18 protein-coding genes and 1 other RNA gene are annotated in these 22,443 nt (G+C 61.4%); 15 read left to right on the top strand and 4 right to left on the bottom strand.

Annotated elements, in window-relative coordinates:
- Position 1: 1 nt before the first annotated feature.
- The 4 genes from NZ993_06410 to NZ993_06395 form a co-directional block, all read right to left on the bottom strand.
- Positions 2-829, bottom strand: coding sequence for an NAD(+)/NADH kinase (locus tag NZ993_06410; GenBank protein MCS7155425.1), 828 nt, complete (start codon positions 827-829; stop codon positions 2-4).
- Positions 830-1,112: 283 nt separating this feature from the next.
- Positions 1,113-2,891 carry an ABC transporter substrate-binding protein gene (locus NZ993_06405; protein MCS7155424.1) on the bottom strand — a complete coding sequence of 593 codons (1,779 nt, stop codon included), beginning with the start codon at positions 2,889-2,891 and terminating at the stop codon, positions 1,113-1,115.
- Complete coding sequence (locus tag NZ993_06400) at positions 2,836-4,344, bottom strand: sodium:solute symporter (protein MCS7155423.1); 1,509 nt, start codon at positions 4,342-4,344, stop codon at positions 2,836-2,838. The genes NZ993_06405 and NZ993_06400 overlap by 56 nt, the downstream gene beginning before the upstream one ends.
- Before the next feature lie 21 nt (positions 4,345-4,365).
- Positions 4,366-4,773 (bottom strand): STAS domain-containing protein, encoded by a 408-nt coding sequence (locus tag NZ993_06395; GenBank protein MCS7155422.1) that lies wholly within the window; start codon positions 4,771-4,773, stop codon positions 4,366-4,368.
- 125 nt (positions 4,774-4,898) lie between these two features.
- Between NZ993_06395 and NZ993_06390 the strand changes: the two genes are divergently transcribed.
- The 15 genes from NZ993_06390 to NZ993_06320 all read left to right on the top strand — a co-directional run bounded on the left by NZ993_06390 (position 4,899) and on the right by NZ993_06320 (position 22,428).
- Entirely contained in the window at positions 4,899-6,590 is a 1,692-nt protein-coding gene (locus NZ993_06390; protein ID MCS7155421.1) for a hypothetical protein, read from the top strand.
- Between the two features lie 8 nt (positions 6,591-6,598).
- Positions 6,599-7,024 (top strand): hypothetical protein, encoded by a 426-nt coding sequence (locus NZ993_06385; protein MCS7155420.1) that lies wholly within the window; start codon positions 6,599-6,601, stop codon positions 7,022-7,024.
- A gap of 62 nt (positions 7,025-7,086) precedes the next feature.
- Positions 7,087-7,449, top strand: a transfer-messenger RNA (tmRNA) gene (gene ssrA, locus NZ993_06380).
- Positions 7,450-7,853: 404 nt separating this feature from the next.
- On the top strand, positions 7,854-8,579 hold the full coding sequence (locus NZ993_06375) for a polysaccharide export protein (protein MCS7155419.1): 726 nt from the start codon (positions 7,854-7,856) through the stop codon (positions 8,577-8,579).
- A gap of 5 nt (positions 8,580-8,584) precedes the next feature.
- Entirely contained in the window at positions 8,585-9,976 is a 1,392-nt protein-coding gene (locus NZ993_06370; protein MCS7155418.1) for a GumC family protein, read from the top strand.
- A complete protein-coding gene (locus NZ993_06365) occupies positions 9,973-10,890 on the top strand; it encodes a hypothetical protein (GenBank protein ID MCS7155417.1) in 918 nt (305 codons plus the stop codon). The genes NZ993_06370 and NZ993_06365 overlap by 4 nt, the downstream gene beginning before the upstream one ends.
- Before the next feature lie 6 nt (positions 10,891-10,896).
- The gene (locus NZ993_06360; protein MCS7155416.1) at positions 10,897-12,321 is read left to right on the top strand and encodes a sugar transferase; all 1,425 of its coding nucleotides are present in this window, start codon (positions 10,897-10,899) and stop codon (positions 12,319-12,321) included.
- Positions 12,321-14,297: a phospholipid carrier-dependent glycosyltransferase gene (locus NZ993_06355; protein ID MCS7155415.1), complete on the top strand. Its 1,977-nt coding sequence runs from the start codon at positions 12,321-12,323 to the stop codon at positions 14,295-14,297. The genes NZ993_06360 and NZ993_06355 overlap by 1 nt, the downstream gene beginning before the upstream one ends.
- Positions 14,273-15,106 (top strand): WecB/TagA/CpsF family glycosyltransferase, encoded by an 834-nt coding sequence (locus tag NZ993_06350; GenBank protein MCS7155414.1) that lies wholly within the window; start codon positions 14,273-14,275, stop codon positions 15,104-15,106. The genes NZ993_06355 and NZ993_06350 overlap by 25 nt, the downstream gene beginning before the upstream one ends.
- Entirely contained in the window at positions 15,090-16,580 is a 1,491-nt protein-coding gene (locus NZ993_06345; protein ID MCS7155413.1) for an O-antigen ligase family protein, read from the top strand. Before NZ993_06350 ends, NZ993_06345 begins: the two co-directional genes overlap by 17 nt.
- Positions 16,577-17,998: an oligosaccharide flippase family protein gene (locus tag NZ993_06340; GenBank protein MCS7155412.1), complete on the top strand. Its 1,422-nt coding sequence runs from the start codon at positions 16,577-16,579 to the stop codon at positions 17,996-17,998. The genes NZ993_06345 and NZ993_06340 overlap by 4 nt, the downstream gene beginning before the upstream one ends.
- A complete protein-coding gene (locus NZ993_06335; protein MCS7155411.1) occupies positions 17,995-19,131 on the top strand; it encodes a glycosyltransferase family 4 protein in 1,137 nt (378 codons plus the stop codon). Before NZ993_06340 ends, NZ993_06335 begins: the two co-directional genes overlap by 4 nt.
- Complete coding sequence (locus NZ993_06330) at positions 19,092-20,315, top strand: glycosyltransferase family 4 protein (protein ID MCS7155410.1); 1,224 nt, start codon at positions 19,092-19,094, stop codon at positions 20,313-20,315. The genes NZ993_06335 and NZ993_06330 overlap by 40 nt, the downstream gene beginning before the upstream one ends.
- Positions 20,291-21,364, top strand: coding sequence for a hypothetical protein (locus NZ993_06325; protein ID MCS7155409.1), 1,074 nt, complete (start codon positions 20,291-20,293; stop codon positions 21,362-21,364). The genes NZ993_06330 and NZ993_06325 overlap by 25 nt, the downstream gene beginning before the upstream one ends.
- A 53-nt stretch (positions 21,365-21,417) precedes the next feature.
- Positions 21,418-22,428, top strand: coding sequence for an isocitrate/isopropylmalate family dehydrogenase (locus NZ993_06320; protein MCS7155408.1), 1,011 nt, complete (start codon positions 21,418-21,420; stop codon positions 22,426-22,428).
- The last annotated feature ends 15 nt before the right edge of the window (positions 22,429-22,443 follow it).

Here is a 22,443-nt window from a genome sequence, read left to right as displayed (position 1 = left end):
GCTACATGCCCCTGCGATCCCAACCCCAGCCTAGCTTCTGGCGGAGCGTGGTGAAGAAGTCATGTCCGGGCCGCTTTACGAGCCGCACCCGATGTGCGGCGCATCCCAGCTCGAGCTCTAGCGTCTGCCCCCTGTACTGGGCGCTCCAAGAGTCCCAGGCCACCACCACGGGCCGCTCCCAGGCGGCCACGCGCAGCCGAATCCGCACCGAGGCCGGCAACACCACGGATCGGGTCGTAAGCGTATGCGGGCAGATCGGAGTGACCAGAATGGCTTCTAGCTCCGGAGCCAGGATCGGCCCGCCAGCCGCCAGGGAGTAGGCCGTAGAGCCGGTCGGCGTGGCCACGATCAGGCCATCGCCCCAGTATGTGTTGAGGTACCGGCCGTCGACCTCGGCCTCGACGGCGATCATGCTCGAGGCCCCGGCCTTGCCCACTACGACGTCGTTGAGGGCCCAGCGTTCTGGCTCGTTCTGCTCGGAGCAGACCCGAAGCGCCAGGGTCAGGCGGGCTTCGATCCCGTAGCGACCCTCCCAGAGGTCCTCAAGCGCGCCCTCCAGCTCTTCAGCCTGCGTGTCGGCCAAAAAACCCAGGCGCCCCACGTTTACCCCTAGAATCGGTACCTCCTCGGGCGCGATCAGGTGCGCGGTGCGCAGCAGCGTGCCATCTCCCCCCAAGGAGAGCACAACGGTCGCCTCGCGACGCAGCACAGAGGCCTCCACGAGGTCCCATCGGATGCCTTGACAGCACGGCTCAAGATCCCGATGCACCAACAAGACCACTCCCCGAGAGGCGGCCCACACCCGCACCCTATCCAATACGGCGGGCAAACTTTGACTGTGTGGGTTCCCTACGAGGCCGAGGACCATGAGGGTGTGCTTCAGCGTATAGCGGTGATCCTATGGTTTCCTTCCGTAGCAGGAGGGATAAAAACGACCACTCCGGAGGCAGGCGAAGGCGGCCCCGAAAAGTAAAAAACGCTTGGCATAGTATTGGATTCGCAGTTTCTACGTCGGATCGCTTCCGCATCGGTCCGTGCCCGCCGATGCGGAGCCCTAAAATCCCGTCATCACCCTCCACCGAACAGGGAAGCCGTGCTTCCCTGTTTGTTTTTTATAGGTCAGCGCGCACGCCCGGCGTCAGATACCACTCCCCCAGATAGTAGCCCGGCCTTTGGGGGTAGAAAAGCACCCCGGACCATCGACGGTCGTAGACGAAACGTTGCGCGACCACAAACAGAAACAGGTAGGGACGGTCTGCGGCCAGGCGTGCTTGCAGAGCCCTGTGCAGGGGGATGCGGCGCTGAGGCTCCAGCTCCGTGGGAATCCGCTCCAAGAGCTGATCCGCCTCGGGGTTGCGGTAGCCGGCGTAATTAAACCCCCTCTGCTCTGCTTGCGTACTGTGAAAGTACGGGTAGAAGTCTTGTTCGTTGGCGTCGAAGACGATCCCCACCACAGCCGCATCGTAGTCCCGGCTGCGCAGGCGGCCGAGCAGCGCCCCCCACTCTATGGGCTGCACCACGGCCTGGATGCCGACCTGGGCCAGGGCCTGAGCCCAGATGAGTGCCACCTGCCGACGGTTTTCGTTGCCTTGGTTGAAGTAGAGCGTAAAGCGAAACGGCACCCCGTCCTTGTCCAGAACCCCGTCTCCGTTCGTATCGCTCCATCCGGCCTCGGCCAGAAGCCGACGGGCGCGGGCTGGATCGTAGGGGTCGGGACGAATGCCGGGGTGGTGCTCCGGACGCTGATCGAAGTAGAAGGTCGCAGTGGGCCGTCCCTGTCCGAAAAAAACCGTCCTGAGCATCTGATGGCGATCGGCCAAAAGAGATAGGGCCTGACGCACGCGGGGGTCGCGAAAATACACACGATCCAGGTTCCAGGCGATATAGTAGAAGCTGGGCTGAATCTGCACATGCTTAGCGAAACGGCGTTCAAAGTCCGGCCCTTGCATTTGGCGCACCAGCTGTACGGGCCGGAAGGATTCGCTGAAGTGTATCTGGCCGGCTCGAAGGGCGCCGTAGGCGGCCTCTAGGTCTTGGAGCACGCGAAAACGGATCGTATCTGGGTAGGCCTGGGAGAAGGGTTCGCGGCTGCCGGCCTGCCAGTAGCGTTCGTTACGGGCCAGCACGAGCCACTGACCGCGTCGCCACTGAACGGGCCTATAGGGGCCGCTTCCCAGCACGCGCGCGGGATCAAAGCGAAACGTGGGATCTTGAAAGCGCCGCGCAAAAGCCTCCATCGCGGCCCGGGCCTGCTGCGGAAGCTCCTCCAGCTTGCCGGCGCTGTGATACAGGGCCAGATCCTCGACCGTGTAGCGATCGGTAAGCCCATCTGGATCGTAGTGATGCTTAGGCAGGATGTAGAGGGCATAGGTGAGCTTGTATACGTTATCAAAACGGGGCCGGCGCACGTAGAAGCGCACCTCGCGCGGCCCCAGGATCTCGGGCTTGAGGATGTCGACGCATTCGGCCCGAAGCGGGGCGCTGTCTACGAAGGGGTTCATGAGCGCCTTCCAAGAGAAGACCACGTCCTCAGCCGTCACGGGCCGGCCGTCGGCCCAGCGGGCCTCCGGGCGCAACCGAAACCGGTAACTCCGATGCCCGTTCTCCGCGACGGGCAGCTCCGCCAGCTCGGGCATAAGCTCAAGGGTTCGGAGATTGAGCTTACAGAGCCGATCGAAGATGAGCTGCTGTATATAGCGCGTGGAGGCGTCCGTGGTCAAGTACGGATGAAGCCCGTCGGGGTCGTTGAGCTCGTGTTTCGTGAGCACGCCACCCCGGCGAGAGCCCTGCGGAGGCCCGGATCCGGCCGTGATCACAGGCCCCAGACCGAAGACGCTAAGCGCGACCAGAAGCGCGCTCCGGCCGAAGACGGCGCACCGCCACCAGCGCATGAGCCACTCCGATCGTTAGGATCGCTCCGATAAGCGTATACCAAGGCCATCCGATGCGCACTAGCGCGATAAACAAGATCATGCCCGCGATTGCGCACCCGAAGGCTATAAGCGCCTCTTGCTCTGCTGGGCGACGAAACAATAGGCCAAGCAGAAAAACCCCCAGGAGCCCCCCGTAGGTGAAGCTAGCGATGCTCAGGCCGAGCTCCACAACGGGGTTTTCGGTGCTGCGAAACAGCAGGGCGAAGCCGATGAAAACCGCTCCCCAAAAGAGCGTTACCAGACGCGCAAGAGGAAGCATGCTCCGTCGAACCCACCTGGCTGGAAACCAGCGCTGATACAGATCCAAGACGGTAGACGAAGAGAGCGCGCTTAGCGAGCTGGAGAGCGTGCTCATGGCCGCGGCCATGATGCCGGCCAGAACAAGCCCTGACAGACCCGGTGGCAGACCTTCAAGCAGAAACCGGGGGAAGATCTCATCGGCTCGGCTCAGACCCAGTTGAACCAAGATCGCCCGCGGTTCATACGTTCCGCTCCGCGCCCCGTAGTAGGCCCAAAGCAGAAGCCCGACGCTCAGAAACAGGCCAAATTGGGCCAGCACGAAAAGCCCGCTTCCAACGAGCGCGCGCTGGCTAGCCCGAAGCGAACGACAGGCTAGCAGGCGTTGCACTATGAGCTGATCGGTCCCGTGCGAGGCCATGGTAAAGACCGCCCCGCCCACTAGGCCGGTGATCAGGGTGTAGTTCTGCCGCAGCCAGTCCAGGAGCGATAGCTCGGCGCCCCAGTGGAAAAGCCGAAGCTTGCCCATTTTGGCCGCCTTGTGGACCCAATCCGCCGGCGCTTTTTCCAGGAGCAGCCCCAAAGCCCAGAGAGCACCCACCAGATAGACGGCTAGCTGCAGCACATCGACCCAAATCACGGCCCGCAATCCGCCCACGTACGTGTACAACACCGTAACGAGCCCGATGGCGGCGATCAGATGCGCATACGAGAGCGAAAGGCCCAGCTGATCGCAGACGACCTTGATCGGAATGGCCGCAGCGAACAGCCGCACCCCGTCGGCCAGCAAGCGCGTGGCCAAAAACACGAGGGAAGTTGCGCCCCGCAAACGATCCCCGAACCGGTGTCCCAAAAAGGCGTAAGCGGTCTCTAGCCCGCCCCGATAGTAGGCCGGCAGAAACAGCGCGCTCACCACGATCCGCCCCAGCACATAGCCAAAGGCCAGCTGCAGGAACGTAAGGTCCCCCATAAAGGCCACTGCAGGCACGCTGATCACGGTAAGCGCGCTCGTTTCGGTGGCTACCACGGACAGCAGCACGGCCCACCACGGCACAGAACGGCCGCCCAGAAAGTAATCCTCTACAGAGCGCTGCCGACCCGCCAGGCGGATCCCCAGCGCGGCCGAGGCCGCAAAGTAGAGGACGATCACTGCGGCATCCCAGGCGGTCAGCATGCCTCAGCCCCGCTTGGGCATCTACAACCCCTCGGCGATGCCTGAGTCGCCGTTTTCCTGATCGGCCTCCTCACCGCGATCCAGCAGAGCCACGTAGCAGGCTTCTATGGCCTCCTCAAGGGTGGGGTACAAAAGAAACACGGTATCCAGAAGCGAGACTTGGATGAGCCGCAACACCGGCTCTTGGGCCCCGGCCAGCGCGAAGAACCCCCCCTGTCCGGCGAAATGCCGATGGGCGAGCAATAGCGCGCTTAGCCCCGAGCTGTCCACATAGCGCACATGCGATAGGTCCACAATAAGGTTCTCCACGCCCTCCGTTAAGAGCACCACAAACTCCGCCTTGAGCGTGGGCGCGACGCTCGAGTCTAGCCGCTCTTCCAGAGGGGTCAGGATCGAAAACTGATCCCGATGATCGATTTCAAAGCGCATAGGCCCTTCCCGCAGGTGGCCCCTGTATTTACGCAACGGCCCTCCTGGGGCGCAAGCCGGTTTCGGTTGCATAGCCTTAGAACATAGCCGAATTTTTGAAGGCCCGCTCTCGCAAGAGCCTCTACATGAAGCTTGATGCGATCTCTTTGTCGAAGCTAAGGCATGGGCTTCCGCCGGTTCCGCGGATCCTGGGCGCCTTGCTTCTGGTGCACGGGCTTGGGGCTGCAGCCAAGGCGCAGATTCTAGACCCCTCGCTCGTGCCCGCCGATCATGCGGTATACGAGTGGCTGCGTTACATGCGGCTACGGGGATGGCTTGCGGATTTCCCCTTTGAAAGCCGCCCCTTGAGCCGAACCGAGATCGGCCGTCAGCTGGCCGCGCTTCGAGATCGGCCCCTGGACCCTGTGGAACGGACCTGGTGGCGCCGATTCGCCCTGGAGTTCGCCCCCGAGTCGGGGCTTTCGGAACAGACCAGCCTGCGAAGGCCCTGGGAGGGCTTTGACCGGGATTCGACGCGCTACCTATACCGCGAGCGAAGCCCGGATTACGCTTTGTACGTCAACCTGCTGGGGGGAGCCGATGGACGCTGGGTGCGCGCGCAAAGCGGCCCCCTGTGGGGACAAGTCTGGACGGGCGGAGTGCGCGTGCGCGCCGCGCTCTCGGGGGGTTGGGCCGCTACGGCCGACGTCCGCGCGGGCTACCTGCTCGCCGGCAAAGCCCAGGTGCTGGGCTACGATCCGTTTTGGCGCAACCTGTACAAAGTCCGACAGGAGCAGGACCGCTCCGGGGATGCGGCCGTGGCCGCCGTAAGCTGGCGACGCAGCCGGTGGGCGCTTGATCTCTTGCACGGACACCTGCTTTACGGGGCCGGACAAGATGCCGGCCTCGTGCTCACCTCCCAACCGGGCTATTATACGGCGTTCCGCGCCCAGGTGGGCTTTTCGCGCCTGCGCTACCAAGGCGCCCTGGCCTGGCTGCTTGACCCACCCCGACGGCAGGTGTTTCCCCTCGATACGAGCCGCTTCGCGTATATGAGCCTTCCCCGATACCTGCAGCTACATCGCATCGAGCTGATCCCGCATCCACGCTGGCGGCTCGCCTATACGGACCTGGTCGTCTACGGCAACCGAGACCTAGAGCCCACGTACTGGCTGCCCTTCTATCCGTTTGTGATCGCCGAACACGAGCTCTGGGACCGCGACAACGTGCTCTTCAGCCTGGAATCGGTCTGGCTGCCATCGCGTGGTTGGGAGCTCACGGCCGCGATCCTGGTCGACGATCTGGATCTCCTGAAGCTGGGCACGGATCATATGTCCGTCAAACTCGCCTGGCAGCTCGGCCTGGGCTGGTCCGTGCGACCCGAGATGGCGCTTCGCTTCGAATACACCCGGGTGGAGCCTTACGTGTACTCCCATTGGATCCCCTACAACAGTTATACACACAACGCGGTCTGCCTGGGACATCCGCTAGGGCCGAATAGCGATCAGCTCTATGCGGGCGCTGAGGGCTGGCTAGCCGGCCTTCTGCGCGTGCGGGCCGCGGCGCGTTATCGCCGGCATGGGGCCAATCTGCTCGATGGGGCCGGAAAGCTGGTTCGCAACGTGGGCGGCGATGTGCTGCGAGGGGACTATCCCCCGCACAAACGGAAACCTTTCCTAGATGGCGTGCGACAAACCTGGTGGGAGACGGAGTTAGCCCTAAGCTGGGAGGTGCGGCGTGGGCTGTGGTACACGGGGGAATTCTTTGTACGTCTTCCGCAACGGGGGCCGATCTCCAGGCTTGTGCGCGCCAAAGTAGGCTTCTGGATGGAGCTATAGGGCGCCACGTGCGCTGGCTGCTTGCAAGCCTGTGCCTTGCCGGCTGCGTCGCCCCTCTGCCACCGCCGTTTCGGGATTTTCAGGCCCCCGCCTCCTGGCGGCCGGAGCAGCTTGCGGTCCTTCAGGAGGCCCTGCGGGAGGCCGGCTGGGAACCTCGGCCTGGACCCGTTGTGCACAGCTTGAGCACGCATCCTCGGCGAATCGCTGGTGCCCTGCTATACCGGGTAGAGGGATACGTGGAGCTGGTGGCGATCGACTCGCAGCGCGTGCGTCTGTATGTGCACGCCTATCGTTACCACCTTTGGGGTCGATCCCGCATCGGATACCTGAGCGCGGCCCTCAGCCGCAACGTAGCCGAGCCTATAGAGCGGGCGCTGCGGCGCAGAGGCTTTGTGCTCACGCCTTATGAGCTCAAACCGATCACCATTGAGTGAAACCTAAACACGCTATCGGCGTTTACAAGAGTGCTTTCGGAAGAGCGCTCCTTTACAAAGCTGGGGATGAACGGGTCTCGACGGACCGAGCGTGGGCTCAGGCGGCGGGTCGGGCTGCCGGCGTAAGCCCGCTAAAACACGCCGGGAAAAAGAAGTGCGAACTCTTACAGCTACGCGATGGCGGCTTAATACACCCGCCATCTGTCCGTGCTCAGGGCGCCTGTCCCCTGAGCGACGGGCATCGACAAGACAGGCTAGCCCGAAGACTCTGGCCCGGGGTCAACGGGTAAAGACCTAAGGGGGCTACTCTTGCGCCGCCTGTCGGTTGGCTACGCGCAGGAGGAAAACAGATAAACCGACTACGCCCGTAGATGTCTGAGTGCGGGCCGGTTCGGACGCGGGTTCGACTCCCGCCATCTCCACAAGTGGTAAGCCGCCATAAGGCGGCTTTTTTATTATTCGCTCTGGCGACGGAGATCTGAGGCGACCTTGAAGGCCGTACTCCACACCTTAGCCCTTGCAATCGCCTCCGACATGTTGCGGGAGTTGCCGCTGTCTGTAACGTCTACGATGCGGCAACGGTCCTATGATCAGCTCAGGCACCCCACACCCTTCTCCCATCATGATTAGGCGGATGGTCGGGCACCGGGTGAACCCGGGCCCGGCTTTTTTATCCGCATCTCTGCCTTTTTGTCCGCATCTTTGTGATGCGCTCCCCCTATAAGCCCAAAGGCCGGGGAACTTTGCGATCAGGGCACATGATTTGATTGAGCGATCTGGCGAATCAAGATGGCCCCATAAGAGCTAGAAGATGAAGGGCTGTATCATTATGAGATCCATCTGCGCGGCGCTTGGGCTTCTGCTTCTAGTGGGCTCCCTGACAGGGTGTGGTCCTGTGCGCCGGCTTGTCCAGCCAGCCCAGCCCGAGCCTGAGCAAGAGCTGCCCATCTTGTCTCCGGGCGATTACCGAATCAACATCGGCGATGTGTTGGAATTCAAGTTTGAAGAGACCGACCAATTCAACCAGACCGTCACGGTGCGGCCCGACGGACGCATATCGCTTCCCTACCTGGGAGACGTGGTGGCCGCTGGGTTAACCCCGAACGACCTCAAACGCCGGGTGGAGGAGGCCTACAGCGTTATTCTCCGGAATCCGGAGGTAACGGTGATCGTGCACATTGCATCGAATCAGGCCGTTTTTGTGGTGGGCGAGGTCAACGAGCCCGGTTTGCAGATCATGCAACCGAATATGACCGTACTTAAGGCGATCGCCATGGCCGGTAGCTTCCGCCCCTCGGCCAAGCGCCAGAGCGTAATGTTGCTGCGCCGCCAGCAGAACGGACAATATCGCGCTTATAGGCTGGATCTGCGGGCCGCCTCGGTAGGCCGTAGGCCAGAACTAAACGTGCCCCTGGAGGCGGGGGACATCATCTACGTGCCCACAACGGTCATCTACGACATTGAAAACTTTATGACGCGCGTTTACAACAGCTTGATCCCGCCGATCAACGCGGCCATCCAAGCCCTGATCCTCTATCAAGTCACAACGAGGTAAACGCCATGGAAACGACGCCTTATCAGGCCCTCGGCTACACGGTGCAGACCGCTTTCCGGCGGTATTGGTATCTCATCGCGTTCTTTCTTGCGGCCGTGGTCGGCACCGTGGCCCTGGTGACGGCGCTCCTGCCCAAGCTATACACCTCTGAGGCCCGCATCCTCCTGGAGCGCGATCCCCAAACCGAAATCGCGACCTTGCTCGGTGCAACGATTCAACCCCGCAACATCGAGCAGATCGTCATGGCCGACATCGAGATCATGCGCAGCCGACCTATCGCCGAAGAGGTGGTGCGCAAGACGGGCTTGGATCGGGTTATCCGGACAGGGGCGGCAAACGAGCGCGAGCATTTGGACCGCGTCATCCGACAATTTTGGTCCCGACTCAAAACCGAGCCGTTGCGGGACGCCGGTGTGATCCGCCTCCAATACTCGGACACCAACCCAGAACGCGCCGCTTCCGTGTTGCAAAGCCTCATCGAGGCCTATCGGGAATTCCCGTCTCGCCTATACAACCGAACGCAAACATACCAGTTCTTTGAAGCCCGGGTGCGGGAGGCTGAACAGCGGCTCCGCGACTTAGAGGCCCAACAGATGGAATTTCAACGATCTCGCAGCTTCATATCCCCGGAAGTGCAGCGGCGACTGCTGGCGGATCAGATTCTGACCTTGGCGCAACGCTTAACGCAAATCCGCTCCCAGCGCATAGAGCGCGAAACGCGCCTGCGTGAGCTGGAGCGAGCCATTCAAACCAACCAGTTGACGAGCATCCCCTCTACCGACGTAAGCAACAGCTTAAGCCAAACGGGCACGCTGGTGAGCCTACGCAACCGACTAGCCGAGCTTCTAATCCAACGCGCCAAGCTGGCTGAAACCTATACGCCGCAGTATCCGGAGATGCGGCAAGTTGAACAGCAAATCCGGGAAACGCGCCAACAGCTGGTGAGCGAAATCAACCAGTCTATAGAACAAGAGCGCGTCGGTATCGCCAGCCTCTTAGCCGCCGAAAGGCAGCTACAGGTGGAGCTGGACCGGCTAAGGGCCCAGATTGCGAGCTTGATCGACCAAGAGACCACCTACGAACGACTGCGGCGGGCGATCGACGAAAACGATCAGGTTTATAACGCCCTGCTGCGGCAGCGCGAAGAAGCGCGCATCGCCATGCTGCGTCTGCAGCAAGAGGTCATCGTCACCGTCATCAGCCCCCCTAATGTGCCCGGAATCCCCTCCAGTCCCAACTGGACCCTCAACCTGGGCTTGGCTTTTCTCTTCGGACTGAGCGGCGGTATCGCTGTCGCCTTGGCGCGCGCGTATCGAGACGAGATGATCCTATCGCCGGCGGACGTCTCTCGGGCCGGCATTCCGGTAATCGGTGAAATACGGGAGACCACAGGATGAGCTTGGGCATCTTGGTGGCGTTGTTTGTCGGGATAGCTTTCCTGATCGGCGCCCTTTTGGGCTGGATCTACCACCATAGCCAACACGGCGCACGACCAGCTGAAGGTGCCATCTCGCAACGCATCGCCTCGCTAGGCCCCACGGTGGCGGCCGCGGACAAAACAACCGCTCCGCGCCCCGCGATCCCAAAGGAGCCCGTCGCGCCCCCAATCCCAAGCACGTGTCGAGTGGATTTGACGCAAAGCAACGCCGCGCCAGGAATCGTGCTTGCCCAGTACGCGGTCCTGGCCCGCTTTGCCGAACACGAGGCGTCCTTCGAGGCGATCGCTCAGCGGCTGCTACTGAGACCTGAGCTGCAGCTGCGCAACACCCTGGCGGTAGTCTCCCCCCACCGATCGGCAGGAGCCACTACGATCGCCTCCGGCTTGGCCGTGACGCTAGCCTCAGGCATCGCAGACCGAGTCGATCCCGCCCCTGTTCTGCTTGTCGACTTTCACTTCGAAGATCCGATGCTGGGCAGGCTCTTCGGAATCCGAACGGCAAAAGGGCTAACAGACTACCTCGCCGGCGGGGAGCTTGCCGCCGACTATTTTCATCGGCTGGGTCCTTATCCGCTTTGGGTGCTCCCCGCAGGCCACAGGCTACAGGAGACGCTTTTCAACGCTCAAGCCGTGGACCGGTTGCGGCTCTTTCTGGGCGAAATGCGACAACGTTTCCGCTGGGTGGTGCTCGATGTGGGCTCCAGTCCCACGGGGACACATTGGCTTGAGACGGCGCGCCCTGCTATGCTTTGCGTAGCCCAGCGTGGCAGGACCCGACGCTCCGAGCTGTTGGCCGTACAGCGGTTTGCCCAGGCAAACAAGCTGGAATTTATGGGGGTAGTGCTAAACCGTGTCCCGCGCAGAGCGGCATAATGCTGTATGCACCCTAGGCGCCCGATTTACGGCCTGACGGTCCTGTGTGATCTTTGTGTCGCCCTCGTCGCCTGGTGGGTGAGCGGAAACCTTTTCGGTGAGCCCCTTGATGACCCCTCAGAGCTCATCTTCCTCCTGCTTTTGCTTGCGGGCTGGGGTGTGTTCCTGCGATGGTGGGACAGCTACCGCAGCCCCTTCTCCGAGGGCCCCCTTAAGCGAGAATGGGTCCGGCTGATCGGGGCTGTCGTCTCCTTGCTCTCTTTTAGCGGCCTGCTGGCCCTTCTAGCGCCCTTATGGGACTTCTACTTGCCCCGGTGGATCTTTTTCGGATCGCTGCTGCTGCTGGGCAGCATCGGCGAACGCGCCTTGCTGCGCTTGCTTTTGCAATACTACTACGGTCGAACACGCCGCCGCTGGCGCGTCTTGATCGTGGGAACGGGCCCGCCTGCGCAATGGATGGCGCAAAGCATTCGCAAGCACGGCGAGTGGGGCCTGGAGCTACTGGGTCTGGTGCGCATGCCGTTTGAGGAGCCCCTTCAAGAGGAGGAGCTGCTGGTGGGCTCCGCCACCGTAAAGACGGCAACGCAAGCCGCTGCGGTCCGGTCCGCGCCTGTGGCTCCCGTTGTGGGCGCGTTCTCCGATCTGCCTCGTCTGCTCGATACCCTCGTCATCGACGAGGTGCTCGTGGGCTTTTCGCTCGAACATTACGAGGCGATCGAGCGGCTTACGCGCCTATGTCACCAATACGGGATCCCTTTGCGCATCCCCTCTCGGCTTTTGCAGACGGAGGAGGATTTTACCCTGATCGCGGAGCCGATCCGGGGTTGGCAGGCCGCGCTGAAGCGCGGCATCGACCTGCTCGGGGCCTTTGTGGGCCTGATCCTGTTGCTTCCCCTGATGCTGCTGATCGCGCTTCTGATCCGGCTTACCTCTCCGGGTGCGCCAGCCCTGTATGTGCAGGATCGGGTAGGCTATCACAAGCGGATCTTCCGGATGTACAAGTTCCGGACCATGGTCCCCAACGCCGAACAACTGCAACAAGAGCTAGAGGAGCTCAACGAGGCCGACGGGCCGGTGTTTAAGATCCGAAACGATCCGCGCATCACCCCGATCGGCCGCTTTTTGCGCAAGCATAGCCTAGATGAACTACCCCAGCTCATCAACGTCCTATTGGGCGACATGAGTTTGGTGGGCCCACGCCCTTTGCCTTTGCGGGACTATCAGCGGTTTACGGACCCGCGTTACAAGCGCCGGTTCGCCGTCAAACCCGGCCTCACATGCCTGTGGCAGATCTCCGGGCGCAGCGACCTACGCTTCGAAGAGTGGATTCGGCTTGACCTGGCCTACGTCGATAACTGGTCCTTGGCGCTGGACTTACGGATCCTGCTCAAAACCATACCGGTGGTGCTCCTGGGAAAGGGGGCCTACTGATGCGAAGCCGCATGGGATTGGGATTGGGCCTTGGCCTTGGGGCGCTCATAGCCGGTGGCGTGGCGCTCCGATGGGTGTTTTTGGATGCCGATCCGCCCTGGCTGCTAGACCGCGGCTTTATCACGGATGAGCTCTGGTGGGCCCATCAGGGGCGCAATTACGCCCTATTCGGCCGCTGGCACGTTGACGGCTTCTATCAGGCCTGGGTCAGCGCCTGGCTCTTTACGGTCTTGCAAGGCTTTATCTTCTGCTGGCTTGGCGTGAGCATCGAGACCATGCGCCTGCTTTCGGCGCTGTCCGGAACGCTCACCCTGCCGGTTGTGTACGCGCTCTTCTACGATCGCAAACGGCCCGAGGTCGCCTTGTACACCGTGGCCCTGTACGCCATCTCGGCCGGCCCCTTGCTTTACAGCCGCGTGGGCTTCGTAGAATCCACGCTGGTCTTGAGCCTCTTGCTGAGCCTGCTGGCCTGGAGGTACCGCTGGTTCTTCCTTTCCGGTTTTTTTCTTGGTATAACGGCTCTTATTAAGACCTCCGCCTTCTATTTCTTCCCCATCTACGCGCTGCTTTTGGCCTGGGAGGCCTATCGCGGCCGTTGGTCCTGGGGCTCGGTCTTGCGCTTCGTCGCAGGCGGGGCCCTAGTCGCGATCCCGTATGTGGCCTTCCTGGTCCATCCGGACTACAGCGGCTGGATCGCCAAGAACCGCTCAAGCGCCCCGATCTACATTCGGCCCTATTTCTGGCTGAACCTCTGGATCAATTCCTTTATTGGGCTCATCCCGGCTGTGGCCTTCGTTGCGCTGTGGCACCTGGTGCCCCTATTGCGGCGGCTTCTGGAGCGCTTCCGCAGCACCTTAGCGCAGCTGGATGAGCCAGACGCGTTAGCCCTTATTCTGCTAGCGGGCAACATCGTTCTGCTGGCCACCTCTTCGTATCAGCCTGAGCGGCGGTTTCTACCTGTTTTTCCGGCCCTGGCGTATCTGGCCGCTCTGTGGCTGGCCGGATGGCGCTGGAGGTGGCCAGAGCCGTCGCCGCAAGCCGCATCCCCTTGGGGCCGTCTTCTGCGTTGGCTCGGAGCTCTGTGGCTGCCGTGGAGCGCGTTGCACGGCGTGGGGCTGGCGATCGGTGAACGGTTGCCGATTCACGTGGGACAGGAGCACGGTTTAAACGTAATCGGGATCTCGATGCTTAGCTTTGCGGGCTATCTGGCGCACGCGGGCTGGATGAGTTTTATCCGCTCTCGAGAACCGGATCTGCCCGATTGGCAATGGGCCCGTCTGAGCGCGCTCGTCTTAGTGGGGATGCCCCTTGCGGTTTACGCGGTGCGCTTTGCACACGGACCCTCATGGATCGCCTCGGCCCTCGTAGGCGGCCTGGGCCTGGGCTTGGCCTGGGCGCTGCGGCGTCAAGAGGCCCGATTCGAACGCGGCCTGGAGCGCCTGCGCATGGGCGCGGCCGCGCTTTTGCTTCTGGTGCTTGTGGAGCTGCCTTACCTGAGCAGTTGGCTACCGCCTTCGTACGCGTTTCGGGATGCCGGCCGACAAATTCGTGCGCTCGTGGGTGACCAGCCCGTGGTGGCCCACTACAACTTGCCGCTAGCCGAAACCCGGGCCCCCGTTATCCGGCCCTCGATCCGGTATAACTACGCCCCCGCGATCTTTCATCGGGGATATGCGCTCGTACTGCGTTACGATAGGGATTTTTCGGTACCCCGCTGGTCGCAGATTCGCTCCTGGCCCCCCGTGAACCGGCGGGATCCGACCCTAGCCGGACGCGCCCCCACGGTGGTGCCATACGGCCGGCAACCGGACTGGAATCAAGTGGAGCCCGCTATCATCGCGCCCGAAGTTGGCCAATATTTGGTATTTCTGCCCAAAGGTAGCCGACTACTGCGGAGCTTCCCCTTATACGTCTACGGGCTACCTGGCTATCCTCGATTTGTGCTGGAGTTATGGCAACTGCCCAAGACTACGTAGAGGCTTTTCATGGCCCTGAGGCCATCGCGCGCGTATCGATCCTGGGTGTGGGGATCTCGCGCATAACGCTTCAGCAGACGCTGGAGCTTATGAGCGCCTGGATCCGCCGTCGGGAGCGGCGTCGCATCTGTGTGGTCCCCACTAACAGCATCCTGGCCGCTTACCGAGATCCGCGGTTGCGGACCGTTTACAACACGGCCGATCTGGTTCTGCCGGATGGCATGCCCGTGGTGTGGGCAAGCCGCCTCTACGGCCCACCCCTTCCGGAGCGCGTAACGGGGCTGGACCTGTTTCCGGCTTTCTGCGCGCGGGCGGCTCAAGAGGGCTTCCGGATGTTTTTGCTCGGCTCTCATCCCGAGGTGCTTCGGAAACTCGTCCAGCTGCTACCCCGCCGCTACCCCGGCTTACGGCTTGTGGGCTACTACAGCCCCCCGTTTCGCCCCCGCTTGCGCGAAGCGGACAACGCGCTCATCATGGAACGTATTGCGCAGGCACAGCCCGAGGTGCTGTGGGTGAGCCTAGGCGCCCCCAAACAAGACCTCTGGATCGCAGAAAACCTGGAGCGCCTGCCGAATCTCATCGCCATCGGCATAGGGGCCGCCTTAGATGCCGAGGCGGGCCGGTGGCGCCGCGCTCCTCGCTGGATGCAGCGAGCCGGCCTCGAATGGCTTGCCCGCCTTGTACAAGAGCCGCGACGCTTGTCCCGACGCTATCTGCTAGAGGCCCCGCTTTTTATTCCACTCGTGCTGCGGGACGCGCTGGGCGCGCGGTTTGCGAAAGGAGAAGCCCCCTATGAACGGCCCGCGTGAACGCAGCCTCGCAGGTGGCCCCCCTGGCGGAATGGCCCTTCTGTTTGCGGTGGGGCTGCTTGCCCTTCTGGTAGGGCTCCTTGTCACGGCCCTGCCGGCTCTGCCGGTGCACCCGCGATGGCTTGTAGTTGCGGCCGTCTTGCCGCTCGTGCTGAGCGGACTGTTAGTGGCTTCGCAGTATCTGGATCGGGCGCTGCTGGCGCTTTTGGCCTTGAGCGTTTCAGCAGAGATCGATATTCACCCCCAATTCCAGCCCGGTCACGTGGGCAGCCCGCCAGGACTACCCCTAACGCTTACGGGTTTCACCGCGATCCTGTTGTGGGTGACATACGGGCTGCGCCGGGGGCGAGGCCCGTTTCCGCTCACTCAAGTGCTGTTTCCGCTTCTTTTGGTCGTTTCGCTCATGCTTATAGGCCTGGCGAGCGCCACAGTGGCCCCGCAGCCCCAGTACAGTTTTTACGCCCTCTTTGGGTTTTTCCTGCAAATGCTCATGTTCTTTTACCTCATCGCAGGTCTTGAAGACGTCGCGCACCTCAAGTTCCTGCTGCGGGCGCTCATGATCTGGATGCTGCTGATGAGCGCCTTCGGGGTCTTGCAGTTTTTCGTCCCCCGGCTGCTCTTGATTCCGCAACTGGGGGGCGTGCCGCCCTGGCTGCTTTCTCCGCTGCCCACGGATCCGCGCATCGCGCGCGTGGTCGGCCTGCTGAGCTCTCCGAATAACTACTCCTGGTATCTTGTCACCTTTATACCCCTGATCCTGGCTTGGCCGTACCGGGAGCGGCGTTGGGAGAGACCCGTGCAGTACCTAACGCTTAGTCTAGCTATGGGCGCTCTAATCGCCACGTTCTCGCGTGGCGCCTGGCTGGCGCTACTGGTGGGCCTGATCGCCTTTTTGTTCCTGTTGGGGCTGCGGGGACTTGCGCAGCCCAGGTACCCACTTAACCTACTTCGGCGCTTCGTCCCCTTGCTGATCGCCTCGCTGTTTCTGGTGATCCCCGCCTGGAATTATATCTATGGCCGCATTACGGGCGACGATCTGGGGGCGGCCCAGACCCGCATACCCCTTATTCAGATCTCGCAGAACATCATCCGGGATCATCCTTGGCTGGGCATCGGGCTAGGCAATTACATCTACCTCATGGACAGCTACGATGACACCTCGGAGCGCGTGACCCGGCGATTTCGCTACCCGGTGCATAACGTCTATTTGCACCTAGCCTCAGAGATCGGGATTCCGGGTCTCTTTCTATGGTTGAGTCTCATCTTTTACGCCATCCTGATCGGGCTGCAGGTCGCCCTCGAGCCGGAACCTAAATTTGCCGCCTTGGCACTGGGCTTGCTCAGCGGCGTGGTGGCCAACCTAATCGTAGGCGTTAAAGAGCCCGGCACTCTGGGTGTGCCCTACATGGTATACCTTTGGTTCGCTTTGGGGGTGTTGTTGGCCTTGCGCCGGCTGAAATGGGAAGCTCAATGATGTGGAGACTACATCAGAACGCGTTTCTGCTCCTCCTGGCCGGCGGCATTCGGGTGGCCTCGGGATTCGCCGTGGCCGTTCTTTTGGGCCGCTTCTACGGGGCGGAGGGGCTGGGGACGTTCGGCCTGTTTTGGGCCCTCTACCTTATCGCCTTCACGGGGGCGGGCTCGGGACTTAAGCCCCTTATCTCCCGAGACGTGGCGCGCAAACCCGAGCAGACCGGCGCCTACTTAACGCACAGCCTGGCTCTTGGCCTATTCCTGTCCTTGATTCTAGCCGTTATACTCGCCTTGGGGGCCATAGCACTAGGCATTCTGCACCTGCGCAATGGGCTTCCCTTGCTGCTCCTATGGGTCGGCGCTGGAGTCACGGCTCATATCGCGGAGGGGGTCTTTACGGCCCACGAGCGACAGCTTGTGCCCGCGCTGGGCTCCTTGCTCGACGCGGCGCTAAAGTTAATCGGCGTGGGATGGGCGATCGCAAGCCGCCAGCCCCTAGAAGAAGCCGTGATGACGGTGATCCTGGCGCGTATAGCGAGCACGGCGCTGTTGCTATACGGGCTTTATCGGCAATTTGGCATCACCTGGAGACCCCTAGAGCGCCCGCTGCTGCTTCAGATCGCCCGCACCTACTGGGTATTCGCCGCGATCTCTACGGCTTCTATTCTGTTTTGGCAGCTACCTATTTTGTTGCTGGGGGTTTTCGCCTCCCCTACACAAGCCGGACACTTCTACGCCGCACAGCGCTTTTTTGACGCTTTGATTCTTATTGCGCTAAGCTATACTACCTCGCTTCAGCCCGCCCTGAGCAAATTATATCCCGATCAACTATCGGAGTTCATTTCGTTATGTCACAAAACCACTCGCATGTTGGTATTCCTTCTACTCCCCATTGTCATTACGGGGATATTGGGAGCTGAAATTATCGTCTTAACACTATATGGACCTAAATTCTCCGACACCATTCCCCTGCTCAGATTATGGCTGGGAGTACTCTTTTTTAATAGCTGGAACCTTATACAAGCCAATGCGCTAGTGGCCGCAGGACTGGAGAAACTGGACATGATCTCCAATCTGTTATCTTTGGGTCTATTGACGGCATTGGGCATAACTCTCACACCCCTATACGGTCCTACGGGGGCAGCAGTTTCCGTATTTATCGGCATTACGTTCTTCTTCTTTGTTGAGTATGGCTTTCTTAGGCGACATCTGTTTAACTGGAAAATCCGATACCTCCTACCCATCCCCATTGTGGTGGCTAATGGGGTGCTAGCGCTCAACTTGTGGACAGCCCTCTGGAAAGGTTTTGTTTCCATTAGCTGGCTTGCCATGGTGGGGATGATGAGTTACGGGATGTCGCTTTTGTTGTGGTCGCTATTGCTCACCTTAGGACGCTACATCCGGTGGCCGTCTCCATGAGTCCTGTGCGCCGTGTGCTCTTGCTCGCGACCGGAACGTTTGACTATACCATATCCCTGTCGAACGCCCTGGCCCGACTCGACCTCGAAGTTATCTTGGCTGTCCCCGAAAACAAATTCGGAGGGCTTGCGCGCTGGGTGGCGCCTGAGGTTGGGTTGCATGTGATGGCCAACTGGCCCCGTTTCCGTAGTCCGCGCAATTTTTTCTTTATGCGGCATCTAGCCCGCTGGATCCTCAAGCAGCGGCCCGATGTGCTTCACATCCAGCACGTCGACCTGTGGGTGCCGCTTTTGCTACGCTGGATCGGCCGCTTACCTGTTGTGACCACACTGCACGACGTAGATTACCATCCAGGCGACTGGCAGTCCCGCAAAACCCTTCCCATTGCGCGGTGGTACCAAGTACGGCGCTCAGATCTGGTGATCGTGCACGCGGAATGCCTGCGAGACCTGGCGATCCGTAAATACGGCTTGAACCCCAATCGTGTGCACGTACGTCCCCATGGAATCCATGAACTGTACCTTCGAGCCTACGACAGGACGTTTCAACTCCCCCCGCATGATGGCCCCACGGTGCTCTTTTTCGGTCGCATTATGCGCTACAAAGGGCTGCCTGTGCTCCTAGAAGCTAACCGTTTGCTCCGCACCCGGATACCCAACGTCCGCCTGCTCATCGCAGGGGCGGGCATGGACGCCCAAAGCCTCGCCAGACGCTATGATCCGGAGGGACACAACTATGTGATCCATAACCGGTACATTCCCCTGGAACAGGTAGGGGCCTACTTCGAGGCCGCCGACGTTGTGGCCCTTCCGTATCTGGAGGCCTCCCAAAGTGGCGTCGCAGCCCTGGCCTACGCCTTTGGCAAGCCCGTGGTGTGCACGGACGTTGGGGGCCTTCCGGAGCTCGTACAGCATGGACAAACCGGCCTTATCGTTCCCCCGGCCGATGCGCACACCTTGGCTAGCGCCCTGGCTGAGCTGCTTATGAACCCCCTCATGCAAGCCCGCATGCGCACCGCGATAGCGGCCTACGCATCCGGCCCCTTAAATTGGGATCAGATCGCCCGTGAGACCTTAAAATTGTACGAAAGCTTATGGTACAACCCCAGCGCGATCGCCTCCGTGTGCTCCTAGTGGGCCTTTTCCCTCCCACCGTAGGGGGTATCACCTCTATACTGCTGCGCATGACTCAGGGGCCGCTGGCCGAGTGGGTCGATCTTGTGCCCTTCAACACCAGTCGCCCGCCTAAAAAACGCGGAACAGGGGATCCAAGCTACCGAGCGCTCTTTAGCGACGGGCTGGGCCGGTTTGTACAGGGAGCCTGGGTTACGCTGCAGCATCTGGTGGCCTTCCCGGGAGTGCTTCGGCAGGTGAGACCGGACGTGGTGCACATCCATGCGCCCCCGTTTGCCCCCTTCTGGGAGTCGGCGCTCTATGCTTGGATGGCCAAACGGGAGGGCTTTCCCGTCATCTTCCACTTCCACTACGACTTCGAAGCCTACTACCGGGCGGAACTGCGCCTGCTAAAACCCTTGGTCTGGCGCGTCATTGAGAGCGTGGACCGCTTTGCGGTGCTCTTGGAGCGAGACTACGAAAACCTGCAGCGTCGAGGGTACCGGCACGTGTTGCTTGCCCCTCCGTGCATCTCCGTGGGGGCCTTCGCACCCGTGCCTGAAGAGCGTCCCCCCGTGCCCCCCCTGCGCGTCCTGTTCGTCGGCGGCCATGAGCTGCCCCGCAAGGGCATCGACGCGCTGCTGCGCGCGATCAAGCTGCTTAAAAACCAGAATGCGCCGATTCGATTTAGCCTAGCAGCCTTATCGAATGAGTACAGACAAAGAATTCGAGACATGGGGTTGGCCGATTGGTGCGCGGATCTGGGTTGGATTACAGGGGAACGCAAACGAGCCGCGTTTCGATCTCATCACGTACTCATTTTGCCCTCCCGCGCCGAGGGCTTGCCTGTGGTGCTTCTGGAGGCCATGGCCGCAGGCATGGCCATCGTGGCCACACCCGTAGGCGGGGTGCCGGACATCCTGCATCCGAACTACAACGGAATCCTCGTGCCCGTGGACGACCCCCAAGCCTTAGCGGAGGCGCTCCTGGAGCTTCTGCGTCATCCAGAGCTCCTGGAGCAATACGGACAACACAACTTGAGGCTCGTGCAGGCCCAAGATGAGCTGCTCTTCGCTGGGCTAATGATGCTGCTCTACCGGGAGGTGAGCCGTCGCTGGGAGCCCCCCTCTTCCGCAGAGTTTCCCCCATCGACGGCCGTCACGATACAGACGTCGCAAAGATGGGACCGGACGGCGACCGGATAAAAGCCCTTACGGAGGTTCACCAAGAGCGCCTATGGGATGGACTAGCCGCACATCAAGCTCTGCTGGCCTTGGGTGAACCCGAATGGGCGCGCCTGAGCTACGAGAGCTTCCGCGCCTATCTGGTGCGCTGGTTCTACGTAGAAGCTAATTGGCTGCTTCCCCCGTACGCCGAACGAACGCGGCCCCGAGCGGGCGGCCAGCTTGCCTACTTCCAGAACGAAGTACAGGTGAGCACGGCCAATCTGGCCGTTTTCGACCGCAAATTGGAGCTCCTACCCCAAGAGGAACCCCACCGGAGCCGTTTCCTGTGCGCCTATTTTGCCGATCTGTCGGCCTTCCGGGACTACTTGGAGCATCATTTCCTGCGCCTCAACCACCACGTCCTCCCTGCGTTAGAGGCGCACCTACACGAGACAGAGCGGGATTTCATCAGCGCCCAGATGGAGGCCGATTTAGCCGAGCTTGCGCTTCCTGCCCTCACCTGGACGCCTGAGCGGCCCCCCGCCGCCCCCATACCGAAGACACTCCGCCCGAGCGAAGTCCCCTGGTGGCGGCCTCCTCCCACGGACAGCACAGAGTTGCAGCGTTGGATCCGTCGGGAGGCTCTGGAAAGCTTCTTCCGCTTCCAAGTAGGTCTCTTGTATCGGGACATATCCTACGCGCAGCAGGAGTTGCGGGCGCTACGAGAAGCCCTACGTTGGGTCTTCTTGGCCAACCACACCGCCTGGGAGTCCGGCTACGACGCCCTGAGGGGCTTTCGAAACGGGAGAGCCCTGCTCGAAGGCCATGAGCGACGGATCGAGGAGGTACTCCTGGCCCTAATTGAGCAAACGACCGCGCTCCTGTTCTGTCCAGACGGTCGATCTTGGTGGAGGGCTTGGGTTGCACTCTGGGACCGGGCGCAGATTGCACACTATGTGCTGCGCTTTTACCTAGAGCGCTCTTGGGCTACGCTGGTCGAACAGGCCTCCCCAGAGCAAGTCCAGGCTTGGTATCGGATTTTCCGGAGTCAGCACCCGATAGACCGCTGGTTGCCGCACCAGGGGTAGTTCCCAAGCCCACCCGGCTTGGTGTATCTTTGCGCCGTTTGCGGTTCTCGGCCATGGCGCTTCACCGTGTCACCCTCATTCCGGGCGACGGTATCGGCCCCGAGATCACACAGGCCGTCCTGCGGGTGCTGGAGGCGGCCCGTGCGGACGTTGAATGGGAATGGCAGCAGGCCGGCGCCTCCTGCTTAGAGACGCACGGCAGTCCGCTTCCGGAGTCGGTTCTGGAGTCGATCCGGCGCAACCGGATCGCGCTAAAGGGGCCGGTTACGACGCCCATCGGAACGGGTTTTCGCAGTGTCAACGTGACCCTGCGGCAGACCTTCGACTTGTATGCGAACGTACGGCCGAATCGGACGCTACCGGGCGTACCGACACCGTTTCCCGAAGTCGATATCCTGATTTTCCGCGAAAACACTGAGGGGCTGTACGCAGGGATCGAATATTACGATGAGCGTCTTGAGCTGGCTGACGCTATAGCCCGCATCTCCCGGCGCGGGTCGGAGCGGATCCTACGCTTCGCCTTCGAATACGCGCGCCGCCATGGTCGGCGCAAAGTCACCTTGGCCCACAAGGCGAACATCTTGAAAAAAACCTCGGGTCTTTTCCTGGAGGTCGGCCGTCAGATCGCAGCCGACTATCCGGACATCGCCTTTGAGGAGAAGATCATCGACAGCTTGTGCATGGAGCTGGTCCGGCGGCCAGAGGCCTTCGATTGCATCGTGACCACGAATCTTTTCGGCGATATTCTTTCGGACCTCTGCGCCGGTCTGGTGGGGGGTCTGGGTGTGGTGCCCGGAGCGAACATCGGGGATGAGGTGGCCATTTTCGAGGCCGTGCATGGATCCGCTCCGGACATCGCCGGACAGAATCGGGCCAACCCCACGGCGCTTCTGCTTTCGGCCGTGATGATGCTTGAGCACCTGAACCAGACGGAGGTGGCCGAACGCATCCGAAACGCCCTGTACGCCGTCCTGCAGGAAGGCCGGGTGCGCACCCCTGATCTGGGGGGAACGGCCAGCACAAGCGAATTTGCCGAGGCCATCGCCCAACGCGTACAGGAGTAGGCGCTAAGAGGGTCA

Source organism: Bacteroidota bacterium (assembly GCA_025059945.1).
Lineage (GTDB): Bacteria > Bacteroidota > Rhodothermia > JANXDC01 > JANXDC01 > JANXDC01.
This window is presented reverse-complemented; position numbering and strand designations above follow the sequence as displayed.

Coding starts and splice junctions, on each gene's coding strand:
- NZ993_06375 (MCS7155419.1), top strand. CDS start 7,854: ATGAGATCCATCTGCGCGGCGCTTGGGCTTCTGCTTCTAGTGGGCTCC.
- NZ993_06320 (MCS7155408.1), top strand. CDS start 21,418: ATGGCGCTTCACCGTGTCACCCTCATTCCGGGCGACGGTATCGGCCCC.
- NZ993_06390 (MCS7155421.1), top strand. CDS start 4,899: ATGAAGCTTGATGCGATCTCTTTGTCGAAGCTAAGGCATGGGCTTCCG.
- NZ993_06360 (MCS7155416.1), top strand. CDS start 10,897: ATGCACCCTAGGCGCCCGATTTACGGCCTGACGGTCCTGTGTGATCTT.
- NZ993_06370 (MCS7155418.1), top strand. CDS start 8,585: ATGGAAACGACGCCTTATCAGGCCCTCGGCTACACGGTGCAGACCGCT.
- NZ993_06340 (MCS7155412.1), top strand. CDS start 16,577: ATGATGTGGAGACTACATCAGAACGCGTTTCTGCTCCTCCTGGCCGGC.
- NZ993_06395 (MCS7155422.1), bottom strand. CDS start 4,773: ATGCGCTTTGAAATCGATCATCGGGATCAGTTTTCGATCCTGACCCCT.
- NZ993_06330 (MCS7155410.1), top strand. CDS start 19,092: ATGGTACAACCCCAGCGCGATCGCCTCCGTGTGCTCCTAGTGGGCCTT.
- NZ993_06355 (MCS7155415.1), top strand. CDS start 12,321: ATGCGAAGCCGCATGGGATTGGGATTGGGCCTTGGCCTTGGGGCGCTC.
- NZ993_06365 (MCS7155417.1), top strand. CDS start 9,973: ATGAGCTTGGGCATCTTGGTGGCGTTGTTTGTCGGGATAGCTTTCCTG.
- NZ993_06335 (MCS7155411.1), top strand. CDS start 17,995: ATGAGTCCTGTGCGCCGTGTGCTCTTGCTCGCGACCGGAACGTTTGAC.
- NZ993_06350 (MCS7155414.1), top strand. CDS start 14,273: ATGGCAACTGCCCAAGACTACGTAGAGGCTTTTCATGGCCCTGAGGCC.
- NZ993_06325 (MCS7155409.1), top strand. CDS start 20,291: ATGGGACCGGACGGCGACCGGATAAAAGCCCTTACGGAGGTTCACCAA.
- NZ993_06400 (MCS7155423.1), bottom strand. CDS start 4,344: ATGCTGACCGCCTGGGATGCCGCAGTGATCGTCCTCTACTTTGCGGCC.
- NZ993_06405 (MCS7155424.1), bottom strand. CDS start 2,891: ATGCGCTGGTGGCGGTGCGCCGTCTTCGGCCGGAGCGCGCTTCTGGTC.
- NZ993_06345 (MCS7155413.1), top strand. CDS start 15,090: ATGAACGGCCCGCGTGAACGCAGCCTCGCAGGTGGCCCCCCTGGCGGA.